This is a genomic window from Alistipes sp. An116 (genome assembly GCF_002161005.1).
GTDB classification, from domain to species: Bacteria; Bacteroidota; Bacteroidia; order Bacteroidales; family Rikenellaceae; genus Alistipes; species Alistipes megaguti.
Map to the genome: position 1 here is coordinate 58,143 of NZ_NFLR01000001.1, position 24,331 is coordinate 82,473.

Annotated in this window: 21 protein-coding genes and 1 tRNA gene; 16 read left to right on the top strand and 6 right to left on the bottom strand. The window is 61.9% G+C overall.

The genetic code is table 11. The features are described from left to right. Positions 1–71: 71 nt before the first annotated feature. Positions 72–782, bottom strand: coding sequence for a NigD1/NigD2 family lipoprotein (locus tag B5E60_RS00250; RefSeq protein WP_087308887.1), 711 nt, complete (start codon positions 780–782; stop codon positions 72–74). Between the two features lie 137 nt (positions 783–919). Here B5E60_RS00250 and B5E60_RS00255 point away from each other — a divergent pair, with 137 nt between their 5' ends. Together B5E60_RS00255 and B5E60_RS00260 are read left to right on the top strand one after the other, a co-directional pair. Continuing rightward, positions 920–1,471 carry an RNA polymerase sigma factor gene (locus tag B5E60_RS00255; RefSeq protein ID WP_087309071.1) on the top strand — a complete coding sequence of 184 codons (552 nt, stop codon included), beginning with the start codon at positions 920–922 and terminating at the stop codon, positions 1,469–1,471. Beyond that, on the top strand, positions 1,471–3,132 hold the full coding sequence (locus B5E60_RS00260) for a hypothetical protein (RefSeq protein ID WP_087308888.1): 1,662 nt from the start codon (positions 1,471–1,473) through the stop codon (positions 3,130–3,132). Before B5E60_RS00255 ends, B5E60_RS00260 begins: the two co-directional genes overlap by 1 nt. A gap of 346 nt (positions 3,133–3,478) precedes the next feature. Here B5E60_RS00260 and B5E60_RS00265 read toward each other — a convergent pair. Continuing rightward, positions 3,479–3,553, bottom strand: a tRNA-Arg gene (locus B5E60_RS00265). Positions 3,554–3,595: 42 nt separating this feature from the next. Between B5E60_RS00265 and B5E60_RS00270 the strand changes: the two genes are divergently transcribed. From B5E60_RS00270 to B5E60_RS00295, 6 genes are all read left to right on the top strand, one after another. Further along, complete coding sequence (locus B5E60_RS00270; protein WP_087308889.1) at positions 3,596–4,225, top strand: hypothetical protein; 630 nt, start codon at positions 3,596–3,598, stop codon at positions 4,223–4,225. 4 nt (positions 4,226–4,229) lie between these two features. Beyond that, positions 4,230–4,826, top strand: a complete 597-nt coding sequence (locus B5E60_RS00275) for a riboflavin synthase (RefSeq protein WP_087308890.1) — start codon at positions 4,230–4,232, stop codon at positions 4,824–4,826. Between the two features lie 4 nt (positions 4,827–4,830). Further along, positions 4,831–5,880 carry a sensor histidine kinase gene (locus B5E60_RS00280; RefSeq protein WP_087308891.1) on the top strand — a complete coding sequence of 350 codons (1,050 nt, stop codon included), beginning with the start codon at positions 4,831–4,833 and terminating at the stop codon, positions 5,878–5,880. A gap of 94 nt (positions 5,881–5,974) precedes the next feature. Continuing rightward, complete coding sequence (lgt, locus tag B5E60_RS00285) at positions 5,975–6,937, top strand: prolipoprotein diacylglyceryl transferase (protein WP_087308892.1); 963 nt, start codon at positions 5,975–5,977, stop codon at positions 6,935–6,937. Further along, positions 6,934–7,989, top strand: a complete 1,056-nt coding sequence (locus tag B5E60_RS00290) for a hypothetical protein (RefSeq protein WP_239403134.1) — start codon at positions 6,934–6,936, stop codon at positions 7,987–7,989. The genes lgt and B5E60_RS00290 overlap by 4 nt, the downstream gene beginning before the upstream one ends. Beyond that, entirely contained in the window at positions 7,989–8,480 is a 492-nt protein-coding gene (locus tag B5E60_RS00295; protein WP_087308893.1) for a GtrA family protein, read from the top strand. The genes B5E60_RS00290 and B5E60_RS00295 overlap by 1 nt, the downstream gene beginning before the upstream one ends. Before the next feature lie 18 nt (positions 8,481–8,498). Here the strand turns inward: B5E60_RS00295 and B5E60_RS00300 are convergent, their stop codons facing one another. Then, positions 8,499–8,837 (bottom strand): TIGR04076 family protein, encoded by a 339-nt coding sequence (locus tag B5E60_RS00300; RefSeq protein WP_087308894.1) that lies wholly within the window; start codon positions 8,835–8,837, stop codon positions 8,499–8,501. Positions 8,838–8,919: 82 nt separating this feature from the next. After that, a complete protein-coding gene (gene uvrB / locus B5E60_RS00305) occupies positions 8,920–10,983 on the bottom strand; it encodes an excinuclease ABC subunit UvrB (protein WP_087308895.1) in 2,064 nt (687 codons plus the stop codon). A gap of 179 nt (positions 10,984–11,162) precedes the next feature. On the opposite strand from uvrB, the gene dnaG reads away from it, so the two are divergent. The 5 genes from dnaG to B5E60_RS00330 all read left to right on the top strand — a co-directional run bounded on the left by dnaG (position 11,163) and on the right by B5E60_RS00330 (position 16,019). Then, complete coding sequence (gene dnaG / locus B5E60_RS00310; RefSeq protein ID WP_087308896.1) at positions 11,163–13,145, top strand: DNA primase; 1,983 nt, start codon at positions 11,163–11,165, stop codon at positions 13,143–13,145. 170 nt (positions 13,146–13,315) lie between these two features. Next, on the top strand, positions 13,316–13,780 hold the full coding sequence (gene smpB / locus B5E60_RS00315; protein WP_087308897.1) for an SsrA-binding protein SmpB: 465 nt from the start codon (positions 13,316–13,318) through the stop codon (positions 13,778–13,780). Beyond that, positions 13,777–14,571 (top strand): Cof-type HAD-IIB family hydrolase, encoded by a 795-nt coding sequence (locus tag B5E60_RS00320; protein ID WP_087308898.1) that lies wholly within the window; start codon positions 13,777–13,779, stop codon positions 14,569–14,571. The genes smpB and B5E60_RS00320 overlap by 4 nt, the downstream gene beginning before the upstream one ends. Positions 14,572–14,722: 151 nt before the next feature. Next, a complete protein-coding gene (gene tsaB, locus B5E60_RS00325) occupies positions 14,723–15,430 on the top strand; it encodes a tRNA (adenosine(37)-N6)-threonylcarbamoyltransferase complex dimerization subunit type 1 TsaB (RefSeq protein ID WP_087308899.1) in 708 nt (235 codons plus the stop codon). A 22-nt stretch (positions 15,431–15,452) separates the two neighbouring features. After that, positions 15,453–16,019, top strand: coding sequence for a hypothetical protein (locus tag B5E60_RS00330; protein WP_087308900.1), 567 nt, complete (start codon positions 15,453–15,455; stop codon positions 16,017–16,019). Positions 16,020–16,104: 85 nt separating this feature from the next. Here B5E60_RS00330 and B5E60_RS00335 read toward each other — a convergent pair whose 3' ends face one another. After that, positions 16,105–18,729: a glycoside hydrolase family 31 protein gene (locus B5E60_RS00335; protein ID WP_087308901.1), complete on the bottom strand. Its 2,625-nt coding sequence runs from the start codon at positions 18,727–18,729 to the stop codon at positions 16,105–16,107. 141 nt (positions 18,730–18,870) lie between these two features. Continuing rightward, positions 18,871–20,340 (bottom strand): DNA recombination protein RmuC, encoded by a 1,470-nt coding sequence (rmuC, locus tag B5E60_RS00340; protein WP_087308902.1) that lies wholly within the window; start codon positions 20,338–20,340, stop codon positions 18,871–18,873. A 110-nt stretch (positions 20,341–20,450) separates the two neighbouring features. Between rmuC and rpe the strand changes: the two genes are divergently transcribed. From rpe to rlmB, 3 genes are all read left to right on the top strand, one after another. Further along, on the top strand, positions 20,451–21,101 hold the full coding sequence (gene rpe / locus B5E60_RS00345) for a ribulose-phosphate 3-epimerase (RefSeq protein ID WP_087308903.1): 651 nt from the start codon (positions 20,451–20,453) through the stop codon (positions 21,099–21,101). Between the two features lie 398 nt (positions 21,102–21,499). Continuing rightward, positions 21,500–23,536, top strand: a complete 2,037-nt coding sequence (locus tag B5E60_RS00350; RefSeq protein WP_087308904.1) for an ABC-F family ATP-binding cassette domain-containing protein — start codon at positions 21,500–21,502, stop codon at positions 23,534–23,536. Continuing rightward, entirely contained in the window at positions 23,529–24,260 is a 732-nt protein-coding gene (rlmB, locus tag B5E60_RS00355) for a 23S rRNA (guanosine(2251)-2'-O)-methyltransferase RlmB (RefSeq protein WP_087308905.1), read from the top strand. Before B5E60_RS00350 ends, rlmB begins: the two co-directional genes overlap by 8 nt. The last annotated feature ends 71 nt before the right edge of the window (positions 24,261–24,331 follow it).

The following is a 24,331-nucleotide window of genomic DNA, read 5'->3' on the forward strand; positions in this document are numbered from 1 at the left end:
GCGGGTGCTAAAAAATCCGGCCCGTCGGCCCCGAGGGCTGACGGACCGGATCGGCTGCCGCGGCGAAGTGGCTACTCCCCGCGCGGGGCAGCGAATCGCAGCTTGATCTCCTGGTTGCCGTTTTCGCGCGTCGGGATCAGCAGGTTGATACCCTCCTTGCCCTCGAGTTCGGCGGCCAGGGGCGTGAGGTCGAACGAAATGTAGAATCCGCAGTCGGGGCCGCCCTGATCGTCCTGGTCATCGTGCAGCACCACGACGTCGAGGTAACCCTCCTTGCTCTCCTTGAACTCCGTCGTGCCGCTCTTGTCCACGGCCAGCGTGAAGGTGTGCTTCGAGTTGTAGCGGCACGAATAGAGGGCGTAGAAGGTCAGCCACGACTCCGAGAGGTTGAACGTCCCCACGGTATAACCCGTCTTGGCATCGCCCAGTTCGGCCAGGCGTGAGGCATCGCTGACCACCTCCGAGGTGCCCGTGTAGATCTCCTCCACGGCGTAGAGGGCGATGTTGTAGCGATAGCCCGGGATGGTCTGGTCGAGCAGCGAGAACCAGATGATGGCGCGCTGTTTCTGATCCCCGTCGGGTTTGTAGCCCGGCACGCGCGACTTGTCGCTCGGGTAGAGACGGTCGCCGTTGTCGCGCTCGAAACAGTAGTCACCGCCCTCGAGCGGGCAGACGGTCGTGATCAGCGGGGTGTTGCGCGGGTAGTCGCCGTCATCGTCGTTGCAGGAGGTGACACCCAGCATCGTCAGCGCTCCCAGCAGGAATAAACCGAATTTTTTCATAATTTCTCTATTTTGTGTTACCTTTCGCTCTTAAAACGGCGCGACGGCCGAATACTGCATGTCGGAAATATTTTTTTCATGCTCCGGCGCAGTCTTTTCCCCGCCGCCGCATTTAAAAGGTGGAACGACCGATGCAGATGGACGAAGAGATACTGGCCGAAGGGTGCAGACGGGGCGATAATGCGGCTCGCAGAGAACTGTATGATCGCTATGCGGGCCGGTTGCTGGCCATCTGCGTGCGATACGTCGGCGACCGTGCGACAGGTGAGGATCTCATGCACGATGCCTTCCTGAAGATCTACGGCGCGTTCGACCGCTTTACGTTTCGCGGCAAGGGGTCGCTGCGGGCTTGGATCGAACGCATCACGGTCAACGTGGCCCTCGAGTGGCTCCGTACGCGCAACCGCCTCGGGACACTCCCCCTCGACGAGGGGCGTGTTGCCGATACGCTGGCCGAACCGCAGGCCGCAGAGGTGGCCCGCGTGCCGCGCGAGGTGCTGATGGAGTTCGTCGCGGAGCTCCCGGACGGCTACCGCACGGTGTTCAACCTCTACTGCATCGAGGGACTGCCGCATCGCGAGATCGCCCGCCTGCTGGGAATCAACGAGAAGAGCTCCTCGTCGCAGCTGTTCCGGGCCCGGAGTCTGCTGGCCCGCCGGATCAGAACCTATTTGGAGACGCACGAATGATGAAGATGAAACGAAATACCGATTGGACCGATGTCCTGCGCAGTACGCTGCGCGACGCCGAAATCTCCCCTTCGGAAGGGAGTTGGGAGCGTCTGCAACGCGAACTCGAGGGGCGTGAACCGCACGTGCCGGAGCCCGGCATGCCGCTGCCCCGCAAAAACGGATGGAGGATCCATGGACCGCGGATTGTCGCCGCGGCCGCCGTCGTACTGATTGCCGTCGTCGCGGGAGAGCTCCTGTGGCGCTCCGGAAACAGGGAGTTGGGGGACTTCGAGGATCCGCTTCTGGCCTCGATGACGGTGGCGGGTGACTCTGCGGTCGATCGGTCCCGGTTGTCGGCCTCGGGGTCGGCGGCCGGGAAACAGTTGCCGGCGTCGGGGGAGGACGGAATCTCCCGGCAACCGGCGTTTGGATCCGATGTGGTGGCGGAGAACCGCCCGCATGAGTCGGAGTCGGTGCGGGAGACGGTTGCCCGCGCCACGGGGTGGTCGCAGGGACCGGATCAAACGGTCGGGCAGAAGTCTGCAGCAGCGCTGCTGGCGCTCCGGTCGGAATCGGCGGCGGACCCGAACTCCCCGATGCAGGAGTCTCTTGCCGGGACGACCGACGATTCGTCCGTCGGGAGTTCCCGGATGGACGGGGACACCGGAGCGGATTCCCGGGGCCGTGTTTCTGCACAGACCCGGGCCGAAGCGCAGAACCGGACCGAAGCGCAGACCCGGACCGAAGCACAGAGCCCGACCGATGCACAGAGCCCGACCGGTGCGCAGGGGGGCGTTGAGGCCCGAAACGGTGCCGACGCCCGAAACGGGGCCGACGCCCGAAACGATGCCGGCGCCCGAAACGGTGCCGACGCCCGAAACGATGCCGGCGCCCGAAACGGCGAGGCTGTGCAATCCCGCATAAATTCGGCCGCATCCGACTCGAAGCCCCGCGCAGCCCGGGGAGCGGGGCGGAACAAGACGGCGGCGCGTCGCGATGCCGGCTCGTTCGTCGCCTTTGCGGAGAGCTTTGCCGGGGAGCGGCCCCGCGAATCGCGGACGTCACTCTCGCTCTTTGCCGGGGGCGGTACGTCGGGTGGAAACGGATTGCAGGGCTCACCGCTGCGGAGCTCCTCCATGATGGCCAATGATGCCGTGTCGCTCGTCGGCAACGGCAACAACCTGCAGCCCATGCAGCGCCGCGATTACGACAAGAGTTCCTTCCGGCACCACCTCCCGCTGAGTTTCGGACTGACCGTCCGCAAGGAGCTTCCGCACCGCTTCTCACTCGAGAGCGGGGTAGTCTACACGCTGTTGCGCTCGGGCGTGCGGCTGCCCTATTCGTCGGACGATGTGAGCCAGAAGCTGCACTTCGTCGGAATCCCGCTCCGCATGAACTGGCAGTTCGTTGAGCGGGGGCCTCTGACGGCCTATCTCGGAGCCGGCGGAATGGCTGAAAAGTGCATCGCGGCAAAATTCGGCAGCCAGACCGTCGATGAGGCTGCCCTGCAATGGTCGCTGCTGGCCGCTGTCGGCGCCCAGTATCGTCTGGCCGACTATGTCGGACTCTATTTCGAACCGGAGGTCTCGTGGTATCTGACCGATACGGAGTTGCGTACGTCGCGCTCCGATGCCCCGTTGTCCCTGACGCTGCGTCTGGGTGTGCGGGTGCTCTTTTAGATGCTGAATTCTCCCGCATCCCGGCGCATTCGGAACGTCGCGGGATGAGGCGGCAGATGTGGATGTGTGGAATCCTTCCCCGATTGTTCGTATATTTTATATTTTATAGGAGAGCCTCTCCGGAACCGGCAGTCAGGGTGCACTTCCTGCCGGAATGCGTGTTTGAACGTGCTACTTACGCGATCAAATGTGCTATTTTTTTATTGTTGGTAAGAAATTTGTTATTAATTTTGTAAATTTGTTGTTAGGTTGCCATGGATGTTGAATATGCCTGAATTCCAAAACAAAAGCATGCGGACTTCACAACAAAAAAAAGCACAGATGCGAATTGCTTCACATCTGTGCCTGGTAGTCCCGACGGGAATCGAACCCATATCGTAAGAACCGGAATCTTGTATTCTATCCATTGAACTACGGGACCGGGACTGCAAAGATACAAAAAAAATTAAATTAACGAAAAAAAATGCGAGAAAAGCAGAATAATTGGCTCAGGATTGAGGCGGTGATCAAGTGGGCGAATATGTCGACCAACTATTTTGCACGCTATATCGGCCTTGCACGGGGCGAAAACCTCTATCAGATCAAGCGCGGCAACAACGGCATTTCGCTCGATGTGGCGGATCGTATCGTTGCCAAATTCCCTCAGATCGACAAACTCTGGCTGCTGACCGGCGAAGGGCAAATGTTTGCCGACGAACGGTTGCGGGGCCCTCAGATTCCCTATTACGGCGTCGATGTCGAACAGGGAATTGCTAATCTCGACCGGCTCGAGGCACAATGCAATCTGATCGTTCCACCCGTCGGGGAGTGCGATCTGGCCATGTCCTATTCGGGCCGCGCCATGGGGGCCTGCGTTCCTCCCGGAACCGTCGTGCTGCTCAAGACCGTCGACCCCGATGCAATTATTCCGGGCGAAGAGTATGTGATTGTCAGCCGAAAAATTGTAACTTTGCGCATAGTTCGGTCCGCCGATGAGGCGGGAAAAGTCCGCCTGGTGGCCGGCGATCGGGAGAATTATGACGATATCCTGCTGGATACGAGCGACATAGTCTCCGTGTACAAGGTAAAAGGCAAATTGATAATCAACAGTTGAACGTATGTTTTCAGGTATCGTGGAAGGTACGGCGGAGGTAGTCGCCATCCGCTCGGACCGTCAGAACAAGGATTTTACCCTGCGGGTTCCTTTCTGCAAGGAGCTTAAAATCGACCAGAGCATAGCACATAACGGCGTATGTTTGACGGTAGTGGACATCGCCGGGGATACCTATACCGTCACGGCCATGAAGGAGACCCTCGACCGGAGCAACCTCGGACTGCTCAAGGTGGGCGATCTGGTCAATGTCGAGCGCTCGATGAAACCCGACGCACTGCTCGACGGCCATATCGTCCAGGGACATGTCGACCAGACGGCCCTCTGCACGGCCAAGGAGGATGCCGACGGCAGCTGGTACTTCACCTTCCGCTACGACCCCCGCGGCGGAGGGCTCTGCACCGTGGAGAAGGGCTCGGTGACGGTCAATGGCGTGAGCCTGACGGTCTGCGACCCCACGCCCGACTCGTTCCGCGTGGCCATCATCCCCTACACCTTCGAGCACACCAATTTCTGCCGCATCGAGGTGGGAACGGTCGTCAATCTCGAATTCGACATCATCGGCAAGTACATCGCCCGACTGATGCAAAACTACATGAAGTAAGCCTATGGTAACCATCAAGACTAAGGAGGGCGCCTCGTTGTGGATCGCCCTGCTGGCTGCGGTTCTGGTGGCCGTGGTCATGATTCTGCTCGACGTCGTATGGTGGCTGACGCTCTGTGTGGCGGCCGGCGTCTTTGTCGTCGTGGCGCTGGCGGCGCTGTTCATCATCCGCAAGTACGTGGCCTACAAGCTCAAACCCATCTATTCGATCGTTCTTTCGCGCGATGTCCATACCCGGGAGATCTTCTCCGAACTGCAGGACAAGAAGGTCGAGAACATCGGCGAGGAGCTCACCGCCTGGGCCGATACCAACGACCGGGAGATCGCCCGCCTGAAGGAGGCCGAGCAGTTCCGCAAACAGTATCTGGGCAACGTGGCCCACGAACTGAAGACCCCGATCTTCAACGTGCAGGGCTACATCTCGACGCTGCTGGACGGCGGTCTGGAGGATGAACTCATCAACCGCAAGTACCTCGAACGCGCCGAAAAGAGCATCGACCGGCTGATCAATATCGTCAACGACCTGGATACGATCTCGAAACTCGAGAGCAGCATGAACAAGCTCGACATGGAGCAGTTCGACGTTGTGGCGCTGGCCAAGGAGATTGCCGATCAGGCCGAGATGGAGGCCGACAAGAAGGGGATCAAGATCTCGGTCAAGGGGGCCGACAACCTGCCGTCGCCCTTCTGGGTCATGGCCGACAAACACTACATCGGCCAGGTCTTCGTCAACCTGATTATCAACTCGATCCGCTACGGCAAGGAGGGCGGTCTGACGCGCATCCGTTTCCGCGACATGCTGGACAAGATCCTCGTCGAGGTCGAAGACAACGGTCTGGGCATCGGCAAGGAGGATCTGCCGCGCGTCTTCGAGCGCTTCTACCGCACGGACAAGGGACGTTCGCGCGAACAGGGCGGTACGGGACTCGGTCTGGCCATCGTCAAACACATCATCGAGGCTCACGGCGAACGCATCACCGTGCGCAGCGAACCGGGTGTGGGCAGCACCTTCTCCTTCACGCTCAAGAAGGTCAACCTGCAGGATATCAAATAGTCTGCCGGACCATCCGCCCGTCGGTCGGGATCGGCTCGACCTCCGGGCGGCGGAGAACCAATCATGACTTGAATAGATGTTACAGATACCTTTGATGATACAACCGCTTACCGTCGTATGGGATTTCGATCCGGTGTTGTTCCGGATCGGCACGTTCGATATCCGCTATTACGGACTGATGTGGGCACTGGCCATCCTGATCGGCGCCAAATTCTTCGACAACTTCTGCAAACGCGAGGGCCTTCCGTCGAAGGTTTCGGAGTCGATCTTCGTCTACGGCACGATCGCCACGATCCTCGGCGCCCGTCTCGGCCACTGCCTCTTTTACGATCCCGTGGAGTATCTCTCCAAACCGTGGACCATCATCACGGGCTTCCGCGACGGCGGTATGGCCAGCCACGGCGCCGCCATCGGCCTGCTGATCGGGCTGTGGCTCTTCTCGCGCAAGAACCGGCTTCCGTACGTCTGGTCGCTCGACCGCATCATGATCCCGGTCGGCATCGGCGGCGCAATCGTCCGCATGGGCAACCTCTTCAATTCGGAGATCTTCGGACGCGCCACCACGCTGCCCTGGGGCTTCGAATTCGTCCGCTCGCACAAGTGGGTCACCGAGTATGCCCCGGCGGCCGTCCATCCCACGCAGATCTACGAAGCGCTCTGCTACGTGGTGACCTTCGCCATCCTCTGCTGGCTCTATTACCGCAAGGACATGGCCCGTCGCCATCCGGGCGTACTGTTCGGCATCGGCCTGATCGGCGTCTTCCTGACGCGCTTCTTCCTCGAATTCATCAAGACCGAGCAGGAGTCGTTCGAAGTCGGCTGGGCCCTCGACATGGGGCAGTGGCTGAGCATTCCCTTCATCGTGCTGGGTGTCTGCATGATCTGGCGGGGCGCGAAGCACCCGGCTGCGGCGGCCTCCATCCCGGGGCAGCATGCCGCGTCGGCTGCCGCCGCAAAACGGCATCCGGCCGAAAAACAGCACTCGGCCGCGGAGCCCGCTGCACAGGAGAGTCCCGTTGCGAAAAGCCGCAAGAATCATAAAAAGATCAGAAAATGAACACCAATCCGATGACCGAACAGGTCGCCCGACTCGTGGGCAATCTGCTGGCCGGGGGTAAAACGATCTGCCTGCCCGGCGTCGGTTCGCTGCGCGTCGAGCGTCAACCGGCCCGGCGGATCGACCGCCGGCATGTCGTGCCGCCTTGTCGGACGGTGCAGTTCTCGTCGCAGGAGTGCGGCCTATCGCTCGTCGAGGAGATCGGCCGCGTGCTGCGGGTCAACGGCGTACGGCCCGAGGATCCGCGTCCCGAGGCGCAGAAGGTCTACGACCGCTGGCTGGCTCAGGTCCGGGAGGAGGATCGGTTGACCATCGTCGGCGTCGGGGTGTTGCAGTTCAAGAATTTCAAACTCGACGAGGCGTTCGACCGCCGGCTCAACCCCCAGGGGCATGAGGCGGTTCGTGTACGGGCGCCGCGACGGTTCGATGCCGTGCTGTGGATCGGCGTGGCGGCGATCGTCTGTGTGGCGGGTTTCACGGCCTGGTGGTGGCTCGGTGAACGGGAGATGCGGCAGGAGATGCGGAGTGCCGTGGCGGATCGGGCCGTAGAGCGTCGGGACGCGGCGGTGAGAACGGACGCCGATTCGTTGGCCGCAGCCTCGGCCGGGACGGACTCCACGACGGGGATTGCCTCGTCGGAGAGCGTCGTGCCGGCCTCGGGGTCGGAGCAGGCCGCGCTGCAGGGTCTGGCGGAACAAGCCCCGGCGACGGCTGTGCACCCGGTGCAAACCCCGACGGCAACTTCACAGCCGACGGCAGCTCCGCAGACGACCGTCCGCAACGACAGCCGTCCGATGCCGGAGGCGGGGCCCTCCCGTCTGGTGTCGGGCCGGAACTATGTCGTGATGGGGGTTTTCAGTTCGGAACGGAATGCGCGGCGGGCGGCGGCCGAAGCCTCGGCCAAGGAGCCGGCCGTGACGTGCGGCATCTACCGCTTCGGTTCGAAATTCATGGTCTCGCCCTTCGAATCGGATGACGCGGAGGCGTGTCGTCTCTATATCCGTGCCCACGAAGAGCGTTTCCCCGGCATGTGGACCTATACCGCCCGGTAATGCGTCTCTCGGAGTGGATCATTCGCGGCATCGACCGCTTCTACATTCGTCCCGTCGCAGCCATCCTGCCCCGGCAGGTCTTCCATTATGCCGTTTGCGGAGGCTTCACCTACCTGGTCTTCGACCCGGTCTGCTATTCGCTGCTCTACAACTTTCTGGTCGGATACCGCTATTTCGATCTGGGCTTCGTCGTCCTTTCGCCCCACATTGCGGCGATGATCCTTGTCTTTCCCTGCACCTTTTTCGTGGGATTCTGGCTTAACCGTTACGTGGCTTTCCGCCGCTCGCCCGTAGGGGCGGGGACGCAACTCTTCCGCTATCTGTTGTCGATCGCGGGGTCGATCCTGCTGACCTATGCCGGCTTGAAATTCTTTGTCGAGGTGTGCGGCATCTGGCCCACCCCGGCCAAGGTGCTCACGACGCTTCTTACGACGGTATACAGCTTTCTGGCGGCCAAGTATTTCACCTTCCGCCACGCCGAAAAGGGTTGACCGTGCCGTCGGGTGCTATCAGGGGATTGGCTCGTAGTTGATTTCAGACTCCTCGTCCGTCCGCTCGATCTTCATGATGACCGGACGCAATCCGTCGTTGCAGGAGCAGATGGCCACACCCTCTTTCGTGATCCAGTCTCCGTAGTAGAATGTGCCGGCGCCGTGCGAAAGGGCGAAAACATATTGGTAGATGGCCTTCCAGGCCTCGTCGCAGAAACCTTCGGGCTTGGCATAGTCGGCGTAGAAAACCTGGCCTTCGCGCATCATGGGGCAACGGGTGAATTCCGGCCCGGCATATTCACGCGCGAGATCCTCCTGGAGTGTCCGTTTCAGAATAGTGATTTTGCAACGTTTCATGCATGTATCGGGTTTGTTGTGAATCTCGATTGACGCGGGGGTATGGAATGACGGTTGGATAGGCGGAACTGGATCCCGATGTCTATCGCTGGTTCTCCTCGCGCAGTTTCTGCAGTTCGTACATCCGGTCGCGGAACTTCGCGGCGGCCAGGAAGTCGAGCGATTTGGCCGCCCGTTCCATGTCCTCGCGGGCACGGGCAATCAGTTCGTCGAGATTCTCGCCCAGAGCGGGTGTCGGCGAGCCGGCCGTGTAGCCCTTCTGCACGTCGGAGGCCACGGCGTAGTGCTCCTCCATGATGGGGTAGGCTGTCGGGATGTTGCCTTCGGCCGTCTCGCGCCCGGCCAGCAGATTGCTCGGCCCCGCGCCGCTCTTCTGGGCACGCCGCGGCAGCATCTCGTGCTCCATGTTGAAGCGGACCTGTTTTTCGCGGCGGCGGTTGCTCTGTTCGATGGCGTAGCGCATCGACTCGGTGCAGGTGTCGGCGTAGAGGATCACGTTGCCCTGCGAGTGGCGTGCGGCACGTCCGGCAATCTGCGTCAGCGACCGCACGTTGCGCAGGAAGCCCTCCTTGTCGGCGTCGAGAATCGCCACCAGCGCCACCTCCGGAAGGTCCAGTCCCTCGCGCAGCAGGTTCACGCCCACCAGCACGTCGAACAGCCCGTTGCGCAGATCCTCGAGAATCTGGATGCGTTCGAGCGTGTCGACGTCCGAATGGATGTAGCGGTTGCGCACCCCCACGCGGTCGAAATATTTCGAAAGCTCCTCGGCCATGCGTTTGGTGATGGTCGTCACGAGCACCTTGTCGTCGTTCCTGACCCGCTTGTCGATCTCCTCGATCAGGTCGTCGATCTGGTTGAGCGTCACGCGCACCTCCAGCGGCGGGTCGACGAGCCCCGTGGGTCGGATCAGCTGTTCGGCAATCACCCCTTCGCTCTTCATCAGCTCCCAGTCGGCCGGCGTGGCGCTGACGTAGATCGTCGTCCCCTGCAGCTGCTCGAACTCGGCGAAGGTCAGCGGGCGGTTGTCTTTGGCTGCCGGCAGCCGGAAGCCGTACTCCACGAGATTCTCCTTGCGGGCACGGTCGCCGCCGTACATGGCGTGGACCTGCGGCAGCGTGACGTGGCTCTCGTCGATGACCATCAGGTAATCCTTCGGGAAGTAGTCCAGCAGGCAGAAGGGGCGTGTTCCGGCGGCGCGGCCGTCGAAGTAGCGCGAATAGTTCTCGATGCCGGGGCAGTAGCCCAGCTCCTTGATCATCTCCAGGTCGTACTCCACGCGCTGCTTGATGCGCTGCGCCTCGACCATGCGCCCCTGGCTCTCGAAGAACTCGATCTGCTTGCCCAGGTCGAGGTAGATCTGCTGTACGGCCGTATTGATGCGCTCCTTGGTCGTCACGAAGAGGTTCGTGGGGTAGAGCGTCAGCGAGTCGAGCGTCTGGATGCGCTGTCCCGTGACGGGGTCGATCGACTGGATGGCCTCGATCTCGTTGTCGAAGAACATCACCCGGAAGCACTGGTTGCCGAATTCGCCGAAGGCCGCCATGATATCGACCGTGTCGCCGTTGACGCGGAAGGTCGCGGGCTCCAGATCGCGTTCCGTGCGGGTGTAGAGTGCCTCGACCAGCTTGTAGAGGAACTGTTTGTAGCTGACGACCTGTCCCACCTCGATGTGGATGGCCGTGGCATGGAAATCGGCCGGGTTGCCCGCGCCGTAGAGGCACGAGACGCTCGAGACGACCACCACGTCGCGGCGTCCCGAGAGCAGGGTGGCCACGGTCTGCAGCCGCAGCTTCTCGATGTCGGCGTTGATCGAGAGATCCTTTTCGATGTAGGTGTCCGAGGCGGGGAGATAGGCTTCGGGCTGGTAGTAGTCGTAGTAGGAGACGAAATACTCGACGGCATTCTCGGGAAAGAAGTTGCGGAATTCGCCGTAGAGCTGCGCCGCGAGGGTCTTGTTGTGGCTCAGGACCAACGTCGGGCGGTTGAGCTGCGCGATGACGTTGGCCACGGTGAAGGTCTTGCCCGAGCCCGTGACGCCGAGCAGGACGTTGTGTTTCGAGCCGTGGCGGATCGAACCGACAAGCTGCGAGATCGCTTCCGGCTGGTCGCCCATCGGGGCGTAGTCCGATACGAGTTTGAAGTCCATGCCGCAAAGGTAGTGATAAAATGGCGAAAGTGCGCCTCTGCGGGGTGCTTTTGTGGGGAGGATCCGCCTCCTGGGAGCGGGTCGCGGCGGCTTTCCGGTAACGCCCGGGCGGGTGCCGCGCGTAATTTTTAGCCGGCAATCGCTCCGCTTTCGGCCGATTATTCGTACCTTTGTGGGCTATGATCGACCGCGAAACAGTTGACCGCATCTACGCCGCCGCCAATATCGTTGATATCGTCGGCGACTACGTCACGCTCAAACGCAAGGGCGTGAACTATGTCGCCTGCTGTCCGTTCCACAACGAGAAGACCCCGTCGTTCGTCGTTTCCCCCTCGAAGGGCGTGTACAAGTGTTTCGGTTGCGGGAAGGGCGGCAATGCCGTGACGTTCGTCATGGAGCAGGAGGGGGTGAGCTACCCCGAGGCGCTGAAGATGGTGGCCAAACGCTACGGGATCGAGGTCAAGGAGGAGGCGATGACCGAAGAGGAGCTCCGCCGCAACGACGACCGCGAGTCGATGTTCGTGCTCAACGGCTGGGCCGCGGAATACTTCGCCAACTACCTCCACCGCGACTCCGAAGGAATCAACGTCGGTCTGGCCTACTTCCGGCAGAAGCGCGGTTTGACCGATGCCACGATCAAGAAGTTTGGTCTCGGATTCTGCCCCTCGAAGGGTGACCGGATGTCGCAGGATGCCCTGGCGGCCGGTTACAAGCGGGAGTTCCTCCTCTCGACGGGTCTCTCGCTGGTGAGCGAGCGAAACGGCGGGCTCTACGACCGCTTCCGCGACCGGGTGATCTTCCCCGTGCACAATATCTCGGGCCGGATCGTCGCCTTCGGCGGCCGCACGCTGCGCACCGACAAGCAGGTGGCCAAGTACCAGAACTCGCCCGAGAGCGAGATCTACAGCAAGAAACGCGAACTCTACGGCCTCTACTTCGCCAAGAAGGCCATCCAGCAGCAGAACTTCGCCATCATGGTCGAGGGGTATCTCGACGTGATCTCGATGCACCAGGCCGGGATCGAGAATGTCGTCGCCTCGTCGGGCACGTCGCTCACGACGGAGCAGATCCGCCTGCTGGGGCGCTTCACGAAGAACATCACGGTGATTTACGACGGTGATTCGGCCGGCATCCACGCCTCGCTGCGCGGTATCGACATGATTCTCAAGGAGGGGATGAACGTGCGGGTGGTGCTGCTGCCCGAACCCGAGGACCCCGACTCGTTCGCCCGCAGCCATACGGCCGCCGAGGTGCAGGAGTACATTCGCGCCAACGAACAGGATTTCCTCGAATTCAAGGCGCGGCTGCTGCTCCAGGATGCGCAGGGCGATCCGATCCGCAAGGCGGCCCTGATCGGTGACATGGTGCAGTCCATCGCGCAGATTCCCGATTCGATCCAGCGTTCGGTCTATATCAAGGAGTGTTCGCGGATCATGGACATCGACGAACAGATCCTCATCGGCGAGGTGGCCCGCAAACGGCTCACCACGTCGGGCGACCGCGAGACGGACGATTTCCTGCGGCGTCAGGCCGCGGCTCGGCAGCGTGAAACGGCTCAGCCCCAGCGCCCCGAGGCGGAGTATGCGCAGAAGGTTGAGGCGGGGAGCAGTTTCGAGGCGCTGGAGCGCGAGATCGTCAAGTATCTGCTCAAGTACGGCCATTGCTCGTTCGATTTCAAGGAGGGGCGCACGATGGTGTCGTGCAACGTTGCCGAGGTGATCTTTTCCGAATTGAGCGACGACCAGATCGTCTTCCGCAATCCGATCTATGCCAAGATCATGGCCGTCTACCGCGAACAGTGGGAGCTGTCGGGTCCGGGAGTTGAGGTGCCGGCGCACCTCTTCCTGAACCACATCGACCCGCAGGTCTGCTCGGCGGCGGTGGACATCCTCACCTCGGACGACAACTACGTTCCCAGCGAATTGTGGAAGCGCAAGGAGATCCACGTCGAGAGCGAAGCCGAGATGCTGGCTGTCGGGGTCCCGAAGGCCGTGACGCTCTACAAGTCGAAGGTCGTCCAGGCGTTGATCAAGGAGCTCTCGGACCGATTGAAAGACGAGACCCTCCCCGAGGCGGAGATGAACGACATCCTCCAGCGGATGAACAACTACAACCAGGTGAAGGCCACCATGGCCAAAAAACTGGACCGACTGATTTTATGAAAAAAGGGGGCGGGCCGCGGAATGTACACGCATCACTGCGCATACCGTGTGCAAACAGAAAATAAACAGAAAGATGTGTAAAAGCATATCAAAGATAAAAGAATTGGTTACCTTGACCGTTACCCACCCCCGCGGAGAGATTTCGCAATTTGTATGCCGTTTTTGAGTATATGAACGAACAGAAGAAGATAAATATCCGGAACAAGCGCGCAACGTTCGACTATGAGATTCTCGAAGAGTACGTTGCGGGCATCGTGCTCGTCGGCACGGAGATCAAGTCGATCCGTGCGGGCAAGGTCTCGATGGTGGACTCGTTCTGCTATTTCGACAAGGGCGAACTGTGGATCCGCGGCGTCAACATCGCCGAGTATGCCTGGGGCACGTGCAACAACCACGTGCCGCGCCGCGATCGCAAGCTGCTGCTCACACGCCGCGAACTGTTGAAACTTCAGCGCGCCTCACAGGACCGCGGACTGACGATCGTCGGGCTGCGGCTCTTCCTGAACGAGCGCGGACTGGTGAAGGTGGCCGTCGGGCTGGCCCGCGGCCGCAAGTCGTACGACAAACGCGAGTATCTGAAGGAGAACGACGCCCGCCGCGAGATGGACAAGGCGATGAAAAACTTCCGCCGATGATCCGGGCCGTCTTTCTGGATGTCGACGGGACGCTGATCAGTTTCCGCACGCACGAGGTGCCGGCGTCGGCCGTCGAGGCGCTCCGTCGGGCGCACGATGGCGGGGTGCGCCTCTTCATCGCGACGGGACGCGCCGTGACCGATCTCGAACCGTTGGCCCCGATTCCGTATGACGGGGTGGTGGCCCTGAACGGCTGCGAGTGCGTGATGAACGACGGCGAGGTGGTGACGCGCCATCCGATCCCGCGCGAGGCCTTCGAACGGGCCATGGAGCTCTCCGAGGCGTGGAATTTCCCGATGGCGCTGGAGTTGAACGACGGCATCTTCGTCAACCGCGTAACCCCCGTTGTCGAGGCGTTGTCCCGGCTGATTGCCCATCCGGTTCCGCAGGCGGTCGACCTGCGGCGGCTGTTCGACCGCGGTGACTGCTGCCAGATGTGTTTCTACATCGATCCGGAACTCGAGAAGCGGGTGATGGAGCAGTTGCCGTCGCTCTCGTCCAGCCGCTGGTGCCCGATTTTCGCCGATGTGAATCTGCGCGGAATCGACAAGGCGACCGGTGTGACCGAATTGGCCGGGCGTTTCGGCATTGCCCTGTCGGAGGTCATGACCTTCGGCGACGGAGGCAATGACGTGCCGATGTTGCGTGCGGCCGGAATCGGGGTGGCGATGGGCAACGGCTGCGCCGAAGCCCTGGAGGCGGCCGACTGGGTGACCGCGTCGGTCGACGACGACGGAATCCGCCGGGCGCTGGAGCATTTCGGCGTGATCGCCGGGCCCGGGGCGGAGTGATCCGCCGGTCCGTCCGGGACCGGACGGGAGAGAAAGAGGTCCGAGGCGGTGTGATCTGCGGACCGGACGGGAAAGAAAGGAGCCGGGGGTGATCCACGGGCCGGGACCGACCCGATTAATGAATTTGTAAACAGCTAAAAACGATAAGAGTATGTCTTTGATTCTCTGTATTGAAACCGGCACGGACATCTGCTCCGTAGGAATCGCCCGCGACGGCGTGCTGCTGTCGCTGCGCGAGAGCGACGAGGGGCGTGACCACGCCCGCAAGGTGGGTGTTTTCGTCGACGAACTGTTGCGCGAAACGGGCATTGCCCCCGACGATCTGGATGCCGTGGCCGTCGGCAAGGGCCCCGGCTCCTACACCGGACTGCGTATCGGCGTCTCGTTTGCCAAGGGGTTGTGCTACGGACTGCAGAAACCGTTGCTGGCCGTCGGATCGCTCGATGCGCTGGTCGAGGTGGCCCGCGAGGATTACGAGGCCGGCATCATCTCGGTCGACCGGTGGAACGAGGCGCGGCTGTGTCCGATGGTCGACGCCCGCCGCATGGAGGTCTATGCCCAGCTCTTCGATACGCAGGGTGAACCGCTGACGGAGGTTTCGGCCGAGGTGATCACGGAGGAGAGTTTCGCGTCGTATCGCAACGACGGACGTCCGTTCGTCATTTTCGGAAACGGGGCCCGCAAGTGTGCCGGGGTGCTCAAGGGCGCAACGCTCGTGGAGGTGACCCCTTCGGCTCGCGGCCTGGCCCGGCTGGCCCAGAAGGCCCTCGACGAGGGCCGCACGGAGGATATCGCCTATTTCGAACCCTTCTATCTGAAGGATTTCGTCGTCATGACCTCCCGGAAGAAGCTCTTCTGACGGATCGCAGCCGCCTGTCGCAATGACCCGGGATGAGTTGATTACGCTGCTGTCGGAGCGCTGGCAGGAGCATTTCGCCGACGAGGCGGCCTCCCTGATTTTGGACGTCGAAGCCGTCGGAGATCTCTACCGCTTGGTCACCTCTCCGTGGGCGGAGATTCCGAAACCCCTCCGGCACAAGCTGCTCTTCCGGGGCGCCTATGTGCTGGAACGGGCCTATTTCCGCGATCGAAGCGCCTTTGCCCCCTGTGCGGAGGATTTTTGCTGCTCGGCCTTCCCGGCGTGTACGGACCCGAGTGCCCGGCGTCACTTCGGCAAGATCATGGTCGACCTGCTGGAGCATGCCGGTCCCGATGCGCCGACGTTGGACCGCATTGCCGAAACAGCGGCCGAATGGGTCGCGGATCCGTCGGCGAAGATCGCCGTGCGGATCTGGGCCGTGGAGGTGTTGAAACGCTGCCGCGGGCGTGTGGCATGGGTTGAAGAGGTTTGGAACGATCTGCTGGAGCTGCAGTCCGCCGGGGCTACGCCCGGGATCGAGAGCCGGATGCGCCGCAGCTGGCGGGCTGACCGCTCCGCCGAGGCGTGAGCCGTATTGCAGAGAAGACAAGAAAAGCTCCTGACCTCTTCGGTCAGGAGCTTTTTAATGGCGGTCCGGCGACCGGTGTGGACGACTATTCGGTGTCGCGGTCGCTGCCGAGCTGGCGGTGGAGTTTCTCCTTGAACGACGCACCGATGATCTCCATGCGGTCGGTGGTCTCGAACATCCGCTGCAGCGCCTCGTCGAACTCCGAGATCCGCTCCAGCGCCGTTTCCGGGTACTCGAGGATGAAGTTCGGACACTGCGATACGCGGAGATACTCGCGCGGAAGCAGCAGGTAGGTTTCGCCGAAGCGGCCCTGTTCGAGCTTGAACTCCACGGTCAGATCCACGCAGCGCTTGAAAATCCCGCTCTTGCCGTAGAGCAGCTCCTGTTTCGTCAGGGCCTCGTCGTCGAGCGTCAGCTCCACAACGAGCGGCCGGTCGCATGCCATGGCCCGCGTGTGGATCACCGGGGCCAGTGTGTAGGCGTCGTAGGTCCACTCTCCGGCCTTCGGGAAACGCGCATAGGGGATCTCCTCGCCGTTGATCGTGATGCGGCGGGGCGGGAAGGTGGCCGGGAAGCGCAGTTCGTAACTGCGGCTCTGCGGAGCGCCGGCATAGCTGCCCTGACGGGCGGCGATTTCGGCCCGGATGACGTTGCCCGTCTGCCGTTTGGTGATCAGCGTGGTGGCATATTCGGTGGTGTAGCGCTGGCTTGTGCCGTCGTCCTCGTAGTGGCGGAGCTCTCCGTCGCCGCCCGGGACGAAGGTCAGAACCAGCGTGTCGCATGCCTGCTGGAGGTTGCTGATCTGTTCGGGGTTCATCGGCAGGATGGCTCCGGCGCGGACGTACCAGGGATTCTCGGCCAGCGTATAGTGAAGCCGGCGGACGGTGCCGCCCTCGTACATCGCCCCCGTCGCCATGTCGTACCAGCGACCCTGCGGAAACCAGATCTTCCGCTCGGCAAGCCCCGACAGCGAATCGACGGGCTGGGTGATGGCCGTGGCCAGAATATCGTTGCCGAAGAGATACTCCTCTTTGCTGGTGTAGGCTTCGTCGGTCTCGGGATATTCGTAGTAGAGCGGACGGCAGATGCCGATTCCCGAGTCGTAGTTCTCGCGGGCGGCGTTGTAGATGTAGGGGGCCAGCGTGTAGCGCAGGCGGATGGCGTCGCGCATGTAGAACATCTGGTCGGGGAAGGCCCAGATGTAGCGTTCGATGCGCGGATCCTTCGTGGAGTGGGTCTTGAAGATCGGGGTGAAGACGCCGTACTGCAGCCAGCGCGTGTAGAGTTCGGGATCGGTCTTTTTCTGGTCGTTGTGGAACATGTGGCCGCCGATGTCATGACCCCAATAGCCGTAGTTGACGTTCGACGAGGTGGACGTGAACCAGGGCAGGAAGGCCAGCGTCGCCCACGTGGCGTAGGTGTCGCCCGAGAAGGCCAGCGGATAGCGGTGCGAACCCAGTCCGCCCCAGCGGTGGTAGATGAAGGGCCGGTTGTCGGGACTGATCATCTCGGCATGCCGGAAGAAGGTGTGGTTCAGCCAGAAGGTGTTCGAAAGCCCGGGGGTGAACTTCGATTCGCGCCACTGCTGCCAGTCGAGCCACCAGAAGTCGACACCCTGCTTCTCCATCGGTCCGAGTACGGTGTTGAAATAGGCGTCGGCCCATTTGCGTTCGTCGATCTGGAAGGGGACGCTTTTGCCCGTCTCTTTCCAGCCGTACTCGCGGGTGAAGGGTTCGTAGACATCCTCGTAGGGCTGGATGCCCGATGCCGGGTGGAGGTTCAGGGCCACCTTCAGATCCTCGGTTTTGGCCCAGCGGAGGAAGTTCTCCGGCGAGGGGAACAGCTCCTTCTGCCAGGTGTAACCCGTCCAGCCGATGCGTTGTCCGTACTCGTCCTTCGGCGGATTTTTCTTGCGCAGGCTCCAGGTCTCGTGCCAGTCCATGTCGACGATCAGCACGTCGATGGGTATGTCCATCGAACGGAGCATCGCAATCAGATCGCGGAATTCATTGTCGGAGTATTGCCAGTAGCGGCTCCACCAGTATCCGAAGGTGTATTTCGGCGGCAGGGGAGCCCGTCCGGCAATCTGCTGGAAATCGGCCAGCGCCTGTTTGTAGTTGTGGCCGTAGGCGAACAGGTAGAGGTCCTGACGGTCGCCTGCGGGGCGCGGGGCAACCCACTCTCCCCACGGAGAGTTGTCGGCGACGAACAGATGGCGGCTGCTGTCGTCGACCACGGCCCAGCCCGAGCGCGAGAGCAGGCCCGGTTCCATGGGCTCGCGTCCGAGTTTGTCGCCGTCGCAGCCGTCCAGCGTGCGGGTCGTACCCATGAGGTTCTGCGGATCCTCCATGCCCGGAGTCCACGTTACGTCGCGGCCGTTGAGGCGGAAGGTCACCTTCAGGTTCTGCTCCGTGAACCGCCCCTGCTTGAGGTAGGTGAGCGTCAGGGCCGAGGTCTCGATGGTCAGTTTCGAGCGGCTGTCGCGCACCCGGAATTCGGGAACGGGGAGTTCCCGGTTGATGAACGTCAGGGTCGCACGATCTTCGAAGCGCCCGTCCTGGCTCCACTCCATGCGGATGAGTTGCGGAGTGAGCACGGTGAAACGGGCGTTTCCGGTCGTGACGACCGCCTGCGGATCGGCCTTCGGATTGGCCGCGGCGGCCGGAAGCATCAGCGTCAGGGCCGCCAGGAATGTGGTAAAACGTTTCATATATAAATGATTTGAGTTGGGGTTCGTTACAGGGGCCGCGCCGTGTGTTTCGGATCTTCCCGGCGGCGGAGAGTCCGTTCTGCGGGCGGCTATTTGTTTACGTCCTCCTCGGGGGCGTTTGTTCACGTCCTCCTCGGGCGGTTATTCGTTCGTGTCCTCCCTAGGCGGCAGGGCGCCGCTGTCCGACGGAGCGGCGTCTTGTCCGGTTTCCGGTTCGACGTCTTCGCTGCCGGCGAGTTCGAGCGTGCGGGCCGCGTGGTGGCGTTTGGTCTGCAGGCGGGCCGTCCGGCGCAGCCGTTCACCCACGCGGATGATGTTGTCGTTGCCCGTGCAGAGCCGCTTGTAGGCATCCTCGTAGGCGTCGCGCGCCTTGCCGAGGGAGGCACCCACGTTTTCGAGCGAAGCGGTGAAGGCCACCAGCTGTTCGTAGAGCTTCAGCCCGCAGGTGGCGATTTCACGTGTGTTCTTGTCCTGATCGTTGTATTTCCAGAGGTCGGCCACGAGTTTGAGCAGCGCGAAGAGGTTCGTCGGCGACGAAATGATCACCTTGCGGTCGTAGGCGTCGGACCAGATCTTCGGGTCGCTCTGCAGGGCGGCCAGAAAGGCCGGCTCGTTGGGGATGAACAGGATGACGAAATCGGGCAGGGTCTGTCGATTGTACATGCGGCTCAGATGCAGTTGATATTCTTTGGCTCCCAGCTCCTTGACGTGCTGCCGCACCGAGGCGACGTGGGCCGCCATGTATCGCTGGCGCTCCTCCTCGCTCTGGGCTGCGGTGTAGTTGACGAAGGCCGTGAGCGAGACCTTCGAGTCGATGATGATGTGTTTGCCCTCGGGCAGATGGAGCACCACGTCGGGACGCAGGTTGCGACCCTCCTCGTCCTTGAGGTTGTACTGCGTCTCGTAGTGGATGCCCTTCGAGAGCGACGAGCTGTCGAGAATCGTCTCCAGCAGCATCTCGCCCCAGTCACCCTGCACCTTCGAGTTGCCCTTCAGCGCATCGGTCAGATTGCGGGCATCGGCCGAGATGTGCTGGTTGAGCTCCATGAGGCGTTTGAGTTCGTTTTTCAGTTCGCCGCGCTGTTCGTTTTCGTGGGAGTAGATGCGCTCGACCCGTTCGCGGAATTCGGTGATGTTGTCGCGGAAGGGTTTGAGCAGGATGTCGAGCGACTCCTTGTTGGCCTGTTTGAACTCGCGCGACTGTTCGCCGAGAATCTCCGTGGCCAGATTCTTGAATTCCAGCCGGAAACGCTCCTCGAGTTTCTCGCGTTCCGTACGTTCGGCTTCGCGTTCTTCGGCATTTTTCGTCCGCAGGGCGGCGATTTCGGCCTCGGAGGAGGCGCGCAGGGCGGCCAGCGAGGTCTGCGTGCGGAGGTGCTCCTCGCGCAGGGTGCGCAACTCGTTCTGAGCCTCGTCGCGGCTTTGCGTGAGTTGATTCCGGAGGGTTTCGGCGGCCGTCAGTCGTTGGCGCGCATCGGCCAGCGCCTCGTCCGAGGCGGCCTTCTCCCGGGCCAGCCGGGTGCTTTGGCGGTGTTGGCGGGAAAGAAGGACTCCGAGGACGGCGGCAAGCAGTCCGAGCAGGATGGCGAGAAAAAGCAGGGTGGAATTCATATCTACAAAGGTAGGATTTTCTGCGGAACTGCGGAAATTTTTCTATCTTTGTTTGAAAATGCGGCCGCGGGGAGGGGAGTCCTCCGCCGCGATCCCCGAAAAACGATTCCATGCAACGCATAGTAGCACCTTCGATGCTTTCGGCCGATTTCGGCCATCTGGACCGCGATACGCGGATGATCGACCGCAGTGCGGCCGAGTGGGTTCATATCGACGTGATGGACGGCGTCTTCGTCCCCAACATCTCGTTCGGGTTCCCCGTGCTGAAGGCCATTCGCAAGGCCACGGCGAAGTTCCTCGACGTGCATCTGATGATCGTCTCCCCGGAGCGGTATGTCGAACGTTTTGTCGAGGCGGGGGCCGATCTGGTCACTTTCCACCTGGAGGCGGCGGAGGATCCGGCGGCCTGTGCGGCGCTGATCCGCTGTGCCGGGGCGAAGGTCGGCGTCTCGATCAAACCCGCCACGCCGGTCGAGGCGTTGCACGAGGTGCTGCCGGCGGTGGATCTGGTGCTGGTGATGAGTGTCGAGCCGGGATTCGGCGGGCAGTCCTTCATCGAGGGGTCGCTTGAGAAGATCCGCCGGCTGCGGGCACTGGTCCGCGAGCTGGGGCTCGATACCGTCATCGAGGTCGACGGCGGTATTTCGGCGGCGAATGCCCGCGAGGTTTTCGAGGCCGGGGCCGAGGTGCTGGTGGCCGGGAGTGCCGTCTTCAAGGCCGGGAACCCGGAGGCCGAGATCCGTCGGATTCTTGGGGCCTGACCGGAGTCTGACCGGGAGCGGGCTGGGGAGCGGGGACCGGAAGCGGAAACCCATCGCCAGACCGGTGCCGACCGGGGCAAAGGCCTGACCGGGAGCGGGTTGGGAGCGGGGGCCGACACTGATCGGATCACAGGTCGAGACTAAAAGATGCCCGCAGGGGCTAAAATTGCCCGGGAACAGGGAATCACCGGGCGTCCGGGAGACGACGGATTCCGGAGTTCGGCGCCGACGCAAACCGATGAGGTCAGACGGGACGACGCATGCGTTGCTTGGCGGAATATTTGCCCGAAAAAGGGGAGCCCTGCAACTGTCGTTGCCGGAATTCCCGGAAAATCGTTACCTTTGCGGTGATTTGCGGAGCGGCTCCGTGCGGCTTCGCCCCAGATAGTGTGTAACGTATGATATCCATCGACAATCTGACCGTCAGTTACGGGGGCTGGACCCTCTTCGACCATATTTCATTTCTGATCAATCCGAAGGACCGCATCGGTCTGGTGGGCAAGAACGGTGCGGGCAAGACCACGCTGCTGCGCATCATCACCGGTGAGCAGCAGCCCACGTCGGGTGCGGTGACCCTCAACGGCGACTGCACGATCGGCTACCTGCCGCAGACGATGCGTGTGGCCGATACCACGACCCTGGTCCAGGAGACGGCCAAGGCCTTCGAGGAGGTGCTGCGCCTCGAGGCCGAGATCGAGGATCTCACGCGCCAGATCACCGAACGCACCGACTACGAATCGCCCGCCTACGAACAGCTGCTGCACCGTCTGAACGACGCACAGGATCAGTACCATATCCTCGGCGGCGAGACGCGTGACGCCGACATCGAGAAGACGCTGCTCGGACTGGGATTCAAGCGTGAGGATTTCAACCGTGCGACGAGTGAGTTCTCAGGCGGCTGGCGCATGCGCATCGAGTTGGCCAAACTGCTGCTGCGGCGGCCGTCGATCTTCCTGCTGGACGAGCCTACGAACCACCTCGACATCGAGTCGATCCAGTGGCTCGAAGAGTACCTCAAAAACTACAACGGGGCGGTGCTGCTCATCTCGCACGACCGTGCCTTCCTGGACAACGTCACCAACCGTACGATCGAACTCTCGCTGGGCAAGATCACCGACTACAAGGTGCCCTATTCGAAATACGTCGTGCTGCGGGCCGAGCGCCGGGCGCAGCAGCTGGCCGCCTACGAGAATCAGCAGCGGATGATCGAGAAGACCGAGGAGTTCATCGAGAAGTTCCGCTACAAGCCCACGAAGTCGAACCAGGTGCAGTCGCGCATCAAACAGCTCGAACGTCTCGAGCGGCTCGAGATCGAGGACGAGGATCTGGCGACGCTCAACATCAAGTTCCCGCCCGCGCCGCGTTCGGGACAGATCGTTGCCGAGATCAACGACGTCGGCATGTCGTTCGGCGCGAAACACGTCTTCAGCGGGGCGAACTTCACCATCGAGAAGGGCGACCGCATCGCCTTTGTCGGGCGCAACGGTGAGGGTAAAACCACGATGGCCCGGATTCTGATTGGGCAGCTGACCCCGACCGAGGGGTCGGTCCGCATCGGCGCCAACGTCAACATCGGCTACTACGCCCAGAATCAGGACGACCTGATGGACGGCGAATTTACGGTCTACGACACGCTGGACCGGGTGGCCGTGGGCGACATCCGCACGCGGCTGCGCGACATCCTGGGGGCCTTCCTTTTCCGCGGCGAGGATATCGACAAGAAGGTCAAGGTTCTCTCGGGCGGCGAACGGGCGCGTCTGGCCATGGCCCGCATGATGCTCGAGCCGCGCAACCTGCTGGTGCTGGACGAGCCCACGAACCACATGGACATGCGCTCGAAGGATATCCTCAAAAATGCCATTCTGAAGTACGACGGCACGGTGGTTGTCGTTTCGCACGACCGTGAGTTCCTCGATGGCATGGTGCAGAAGGTCTACGAGTTCCGCGACGGTGGAGTGAAGGAGTATCTCGGAGGTATCTACTATTTTCTGGAAAAGCGCAAGCTGGAGTCGCTGCAGGAGCTCGAGCGGCGCGATACACCGGCCAAGGGAGCCAAGGGAACGCCGAAAACGACGCCGAAAGCTGCTCCGGCAGGTGCATCCGGTACGGGTGCGGCCTCAGAGGCGGCAAAGGGGGCAAGCGCCGCGGATGCGAAACCGGCGGCCCTCTCCGGCAAGGCCTCCTACGAACAGAAGAAGGAGCAGGAGAAGCTGCTGCGCAAACTGCGCAAGGCGGTCGAGACGATCGAGACGGAGCTGGGCGATCTGGAGAAGCAGATCGCCGCGTGGGATGCGAAATTCGCTGCGGCAACCGACTACAACGAGGCCGACTACAAGGCATACAACGATCTGAAGGCCCGCTACGACCACCAGATGCACGAGTGGGAGAAGGCCTCCTATGAATTGGAAATCACCGAAGAACAATACAATGGATAATCTGATTTTCGGGATCCGTCCCGTGGCCGAGGCGATCGAAGCCGGCCGGCAGATCGAAAAACTCTACATCCGCAAGGGGGCCGAGGGGCCGTTGATGCAGGAGTTCCGCGACTTGTGCATCCGCCACCGCATCCGCTGGCAGGAGGTGCCCGTCGAGAAGCTGAACCGCCTGACGCGCGGCAACCATCAGGGGGTCGTTGCTCAGACGGCCGCCATCGAGTATGTCGAACTGTCGGACATTCTCGAACGGGTTCCCGAGGATGAGACGCCGCTGGTGGTCCTCTTCGACGGGGTGACCGACGTACGCAACTTCGGGGCCATCGCTCGTTCGGCCGAGTGTGCCGGGGCCCACGGCCTCATCACGCCCCTGAAGAACTCCGCACCGGTCAATGCCGAGGCGATCCGTTCGTCGGCCGGGGCGCTGACGACGATTCCGGTCTGCCGCGTGGGGTCGGTCCGCAATACGCTCAAACAGCTGCAGGCGGAGGGTTTCCAGGTGGTCGCCGCCACCGAAAAGAGTCGCAAGCTGCTCTACGACGCCGACTTCCGCCGTCCGACCGTGCTGGTCATGGGGGCTGAGGATACGGGCATCTCGCGCGAGGTGCTCAAACTCTGCGACGAACAGCTGGCCATCCCGATGATCGGTCATATCGAGTCGCTGAACGTTTCGGCCGCAGCGGCCGTGATGTTGTTCGAGGTCGTACGTCAGCGCATCGGCGAGTAGACTACGGCCCGCCGTGAGCCGCGCCGTGTCGGGAGCCGTGATTTGCCGACGTTCGGCTGCGGACCGGTCGC

Bases quoted from the DNA above. Each gene is read 5' to 3' on its own strand.
- B5E60_RS00250 (WP_087308887.1), bottom strand. From the start codon at position 782: ATGAAAAAATTCGGTTTATTCCTGCTGGGAGCGCTGACGATGCTGGGT.
- B5E60_RS00255 (WP_087309071.1), top strand. From the start codon at position 920: ATGGACGAAGAGATACTGGCCGAAGGGTGCAGACGGGGCGATAATGCG.
- B5E60_RS00260 (WP_087308888.1), top strand. From the start codon at position 1,471: ATGAAGATGAAACGAAATACCGATTGGACCGATGTCCTGCGCAGTACG.
- B5E60_RS00270 (WP_087308889.1), top strand. From the start codon at position 3,596: ATGCGAGAAAAGCAGAATAATTGGCTCAGGATTGAGGCGGTGATCAAG.
- B5E60_RS00275 (WP_087308890.1), top strand. From the start codon at position 4,230: ATGTTTTCAGGTATCGTGGAAGGTACGGCGGAGGTAGTCGCCATCCGC.
- B5E60_RS00280 (WP_087308891.1), top strand. From the start codon at position 4,831: ATGGTAACCATCAAGACTAAGGAGGGCGCCTCGTTGTGGATCGCCCTG.
- lgt (WP_087308892.1), top strand. From the start codon at position 5,975: ATGATACAACCGCTTACCGTCGTATGGGATTTCGATCCGGTGTTGTTC.
- B5E60_RS00290 (WP_239403134.1), top strand. From the start codon at position 6,934: ATGAACACCAATCCGATGACCGAACAGGTCGCCCGACTCGTGGGCAAT.
- B5E60_RS00295 (WP_087308893.1), top strand. From the start codon at position 7,989: ATGCGTCTCTCGGAGTGGATCATTCGCGGCATCGACCGCTTCTACATT.
- B5E60_RS00300 (WP_087308894.1), bottom strand. From the start codon at position 8,837: ATGAAACGTTGCAAAATCACTATTCTGAAACGGACACTCCAGGAGGAT.
- uvrB (WP_087308895.1), bottom strand. From the start codon at position 10,983: ATGGACTTCAAACTCGTATCGGACTACGCCCCGATGGGCGACCAGCCG.
- dnaG (WP_087308896.1), top strand. From the start codon at position 11,163: ATGATCGACCGCGAAACAGTTGACCGCATCTACGCCGCCGCCAATATC.
- smpB (WP_087308897.1), top strand. From the start codon at position 13,316: ATGAACGAACAGAAGAAGATAAATATCCGGAACAAGCGCGCAACGTTC.
- B5E60_RS00320 (WP_087308898.1), top strand. From the start codon at position 13,777: ATGATCCGGGCCGTCTTTCTGGATGTCGACGGGACGCTGATCAGTTTC.
- tsaB (WP_087308899.1), top strand. From the start codon at position 14,723: ATGTCTTTGATTCTCTGTATTGAAACCGGCACGGACATCTGCTCCGTA.
- B5E60_RS00330 (WP_087308900.1), top strand. From the start codon at position 15,453: ATGACCCGGGATGAGTTGATTACGCTGCTGTCGGAGCGCTGGCAGGAG.
- B5E60_RS00335 (WP_087308901.1), bottom strand. From the start codon at position 18,729: ATGAAACGTTTTACCACATTCCTGGCGGCCCTGACGCTGATGCTTCCG.
- rmuC (WP_087308902.1), bottom strand. From the start codon at position 20,340: ATGAATTCCACCCTGCTTTTTCTCGCCATCCTGCTCGGACTGCTTGCC.
- rpe (WP_087308903.1), top strand. From the start codon at position 20,451: ATGCAACGCATAGTAGCACCTTCGATGCTTTCGGCCGATTTCGGCCAT.
- B5E60_RS00350 (WP_087308904.1), top strand. From the start codon at position 21,500: ATGATATCCATCGACAATCTGACCGTCAGTTACGGGGGCTGGACCCTC.
- rlmB (WP_087308905.1), top strand. From the start codon at position 23,529: ATGGATAATCTGATTTTCGGGATCCGTCCCGTGGCCGAGGCGATCGAA.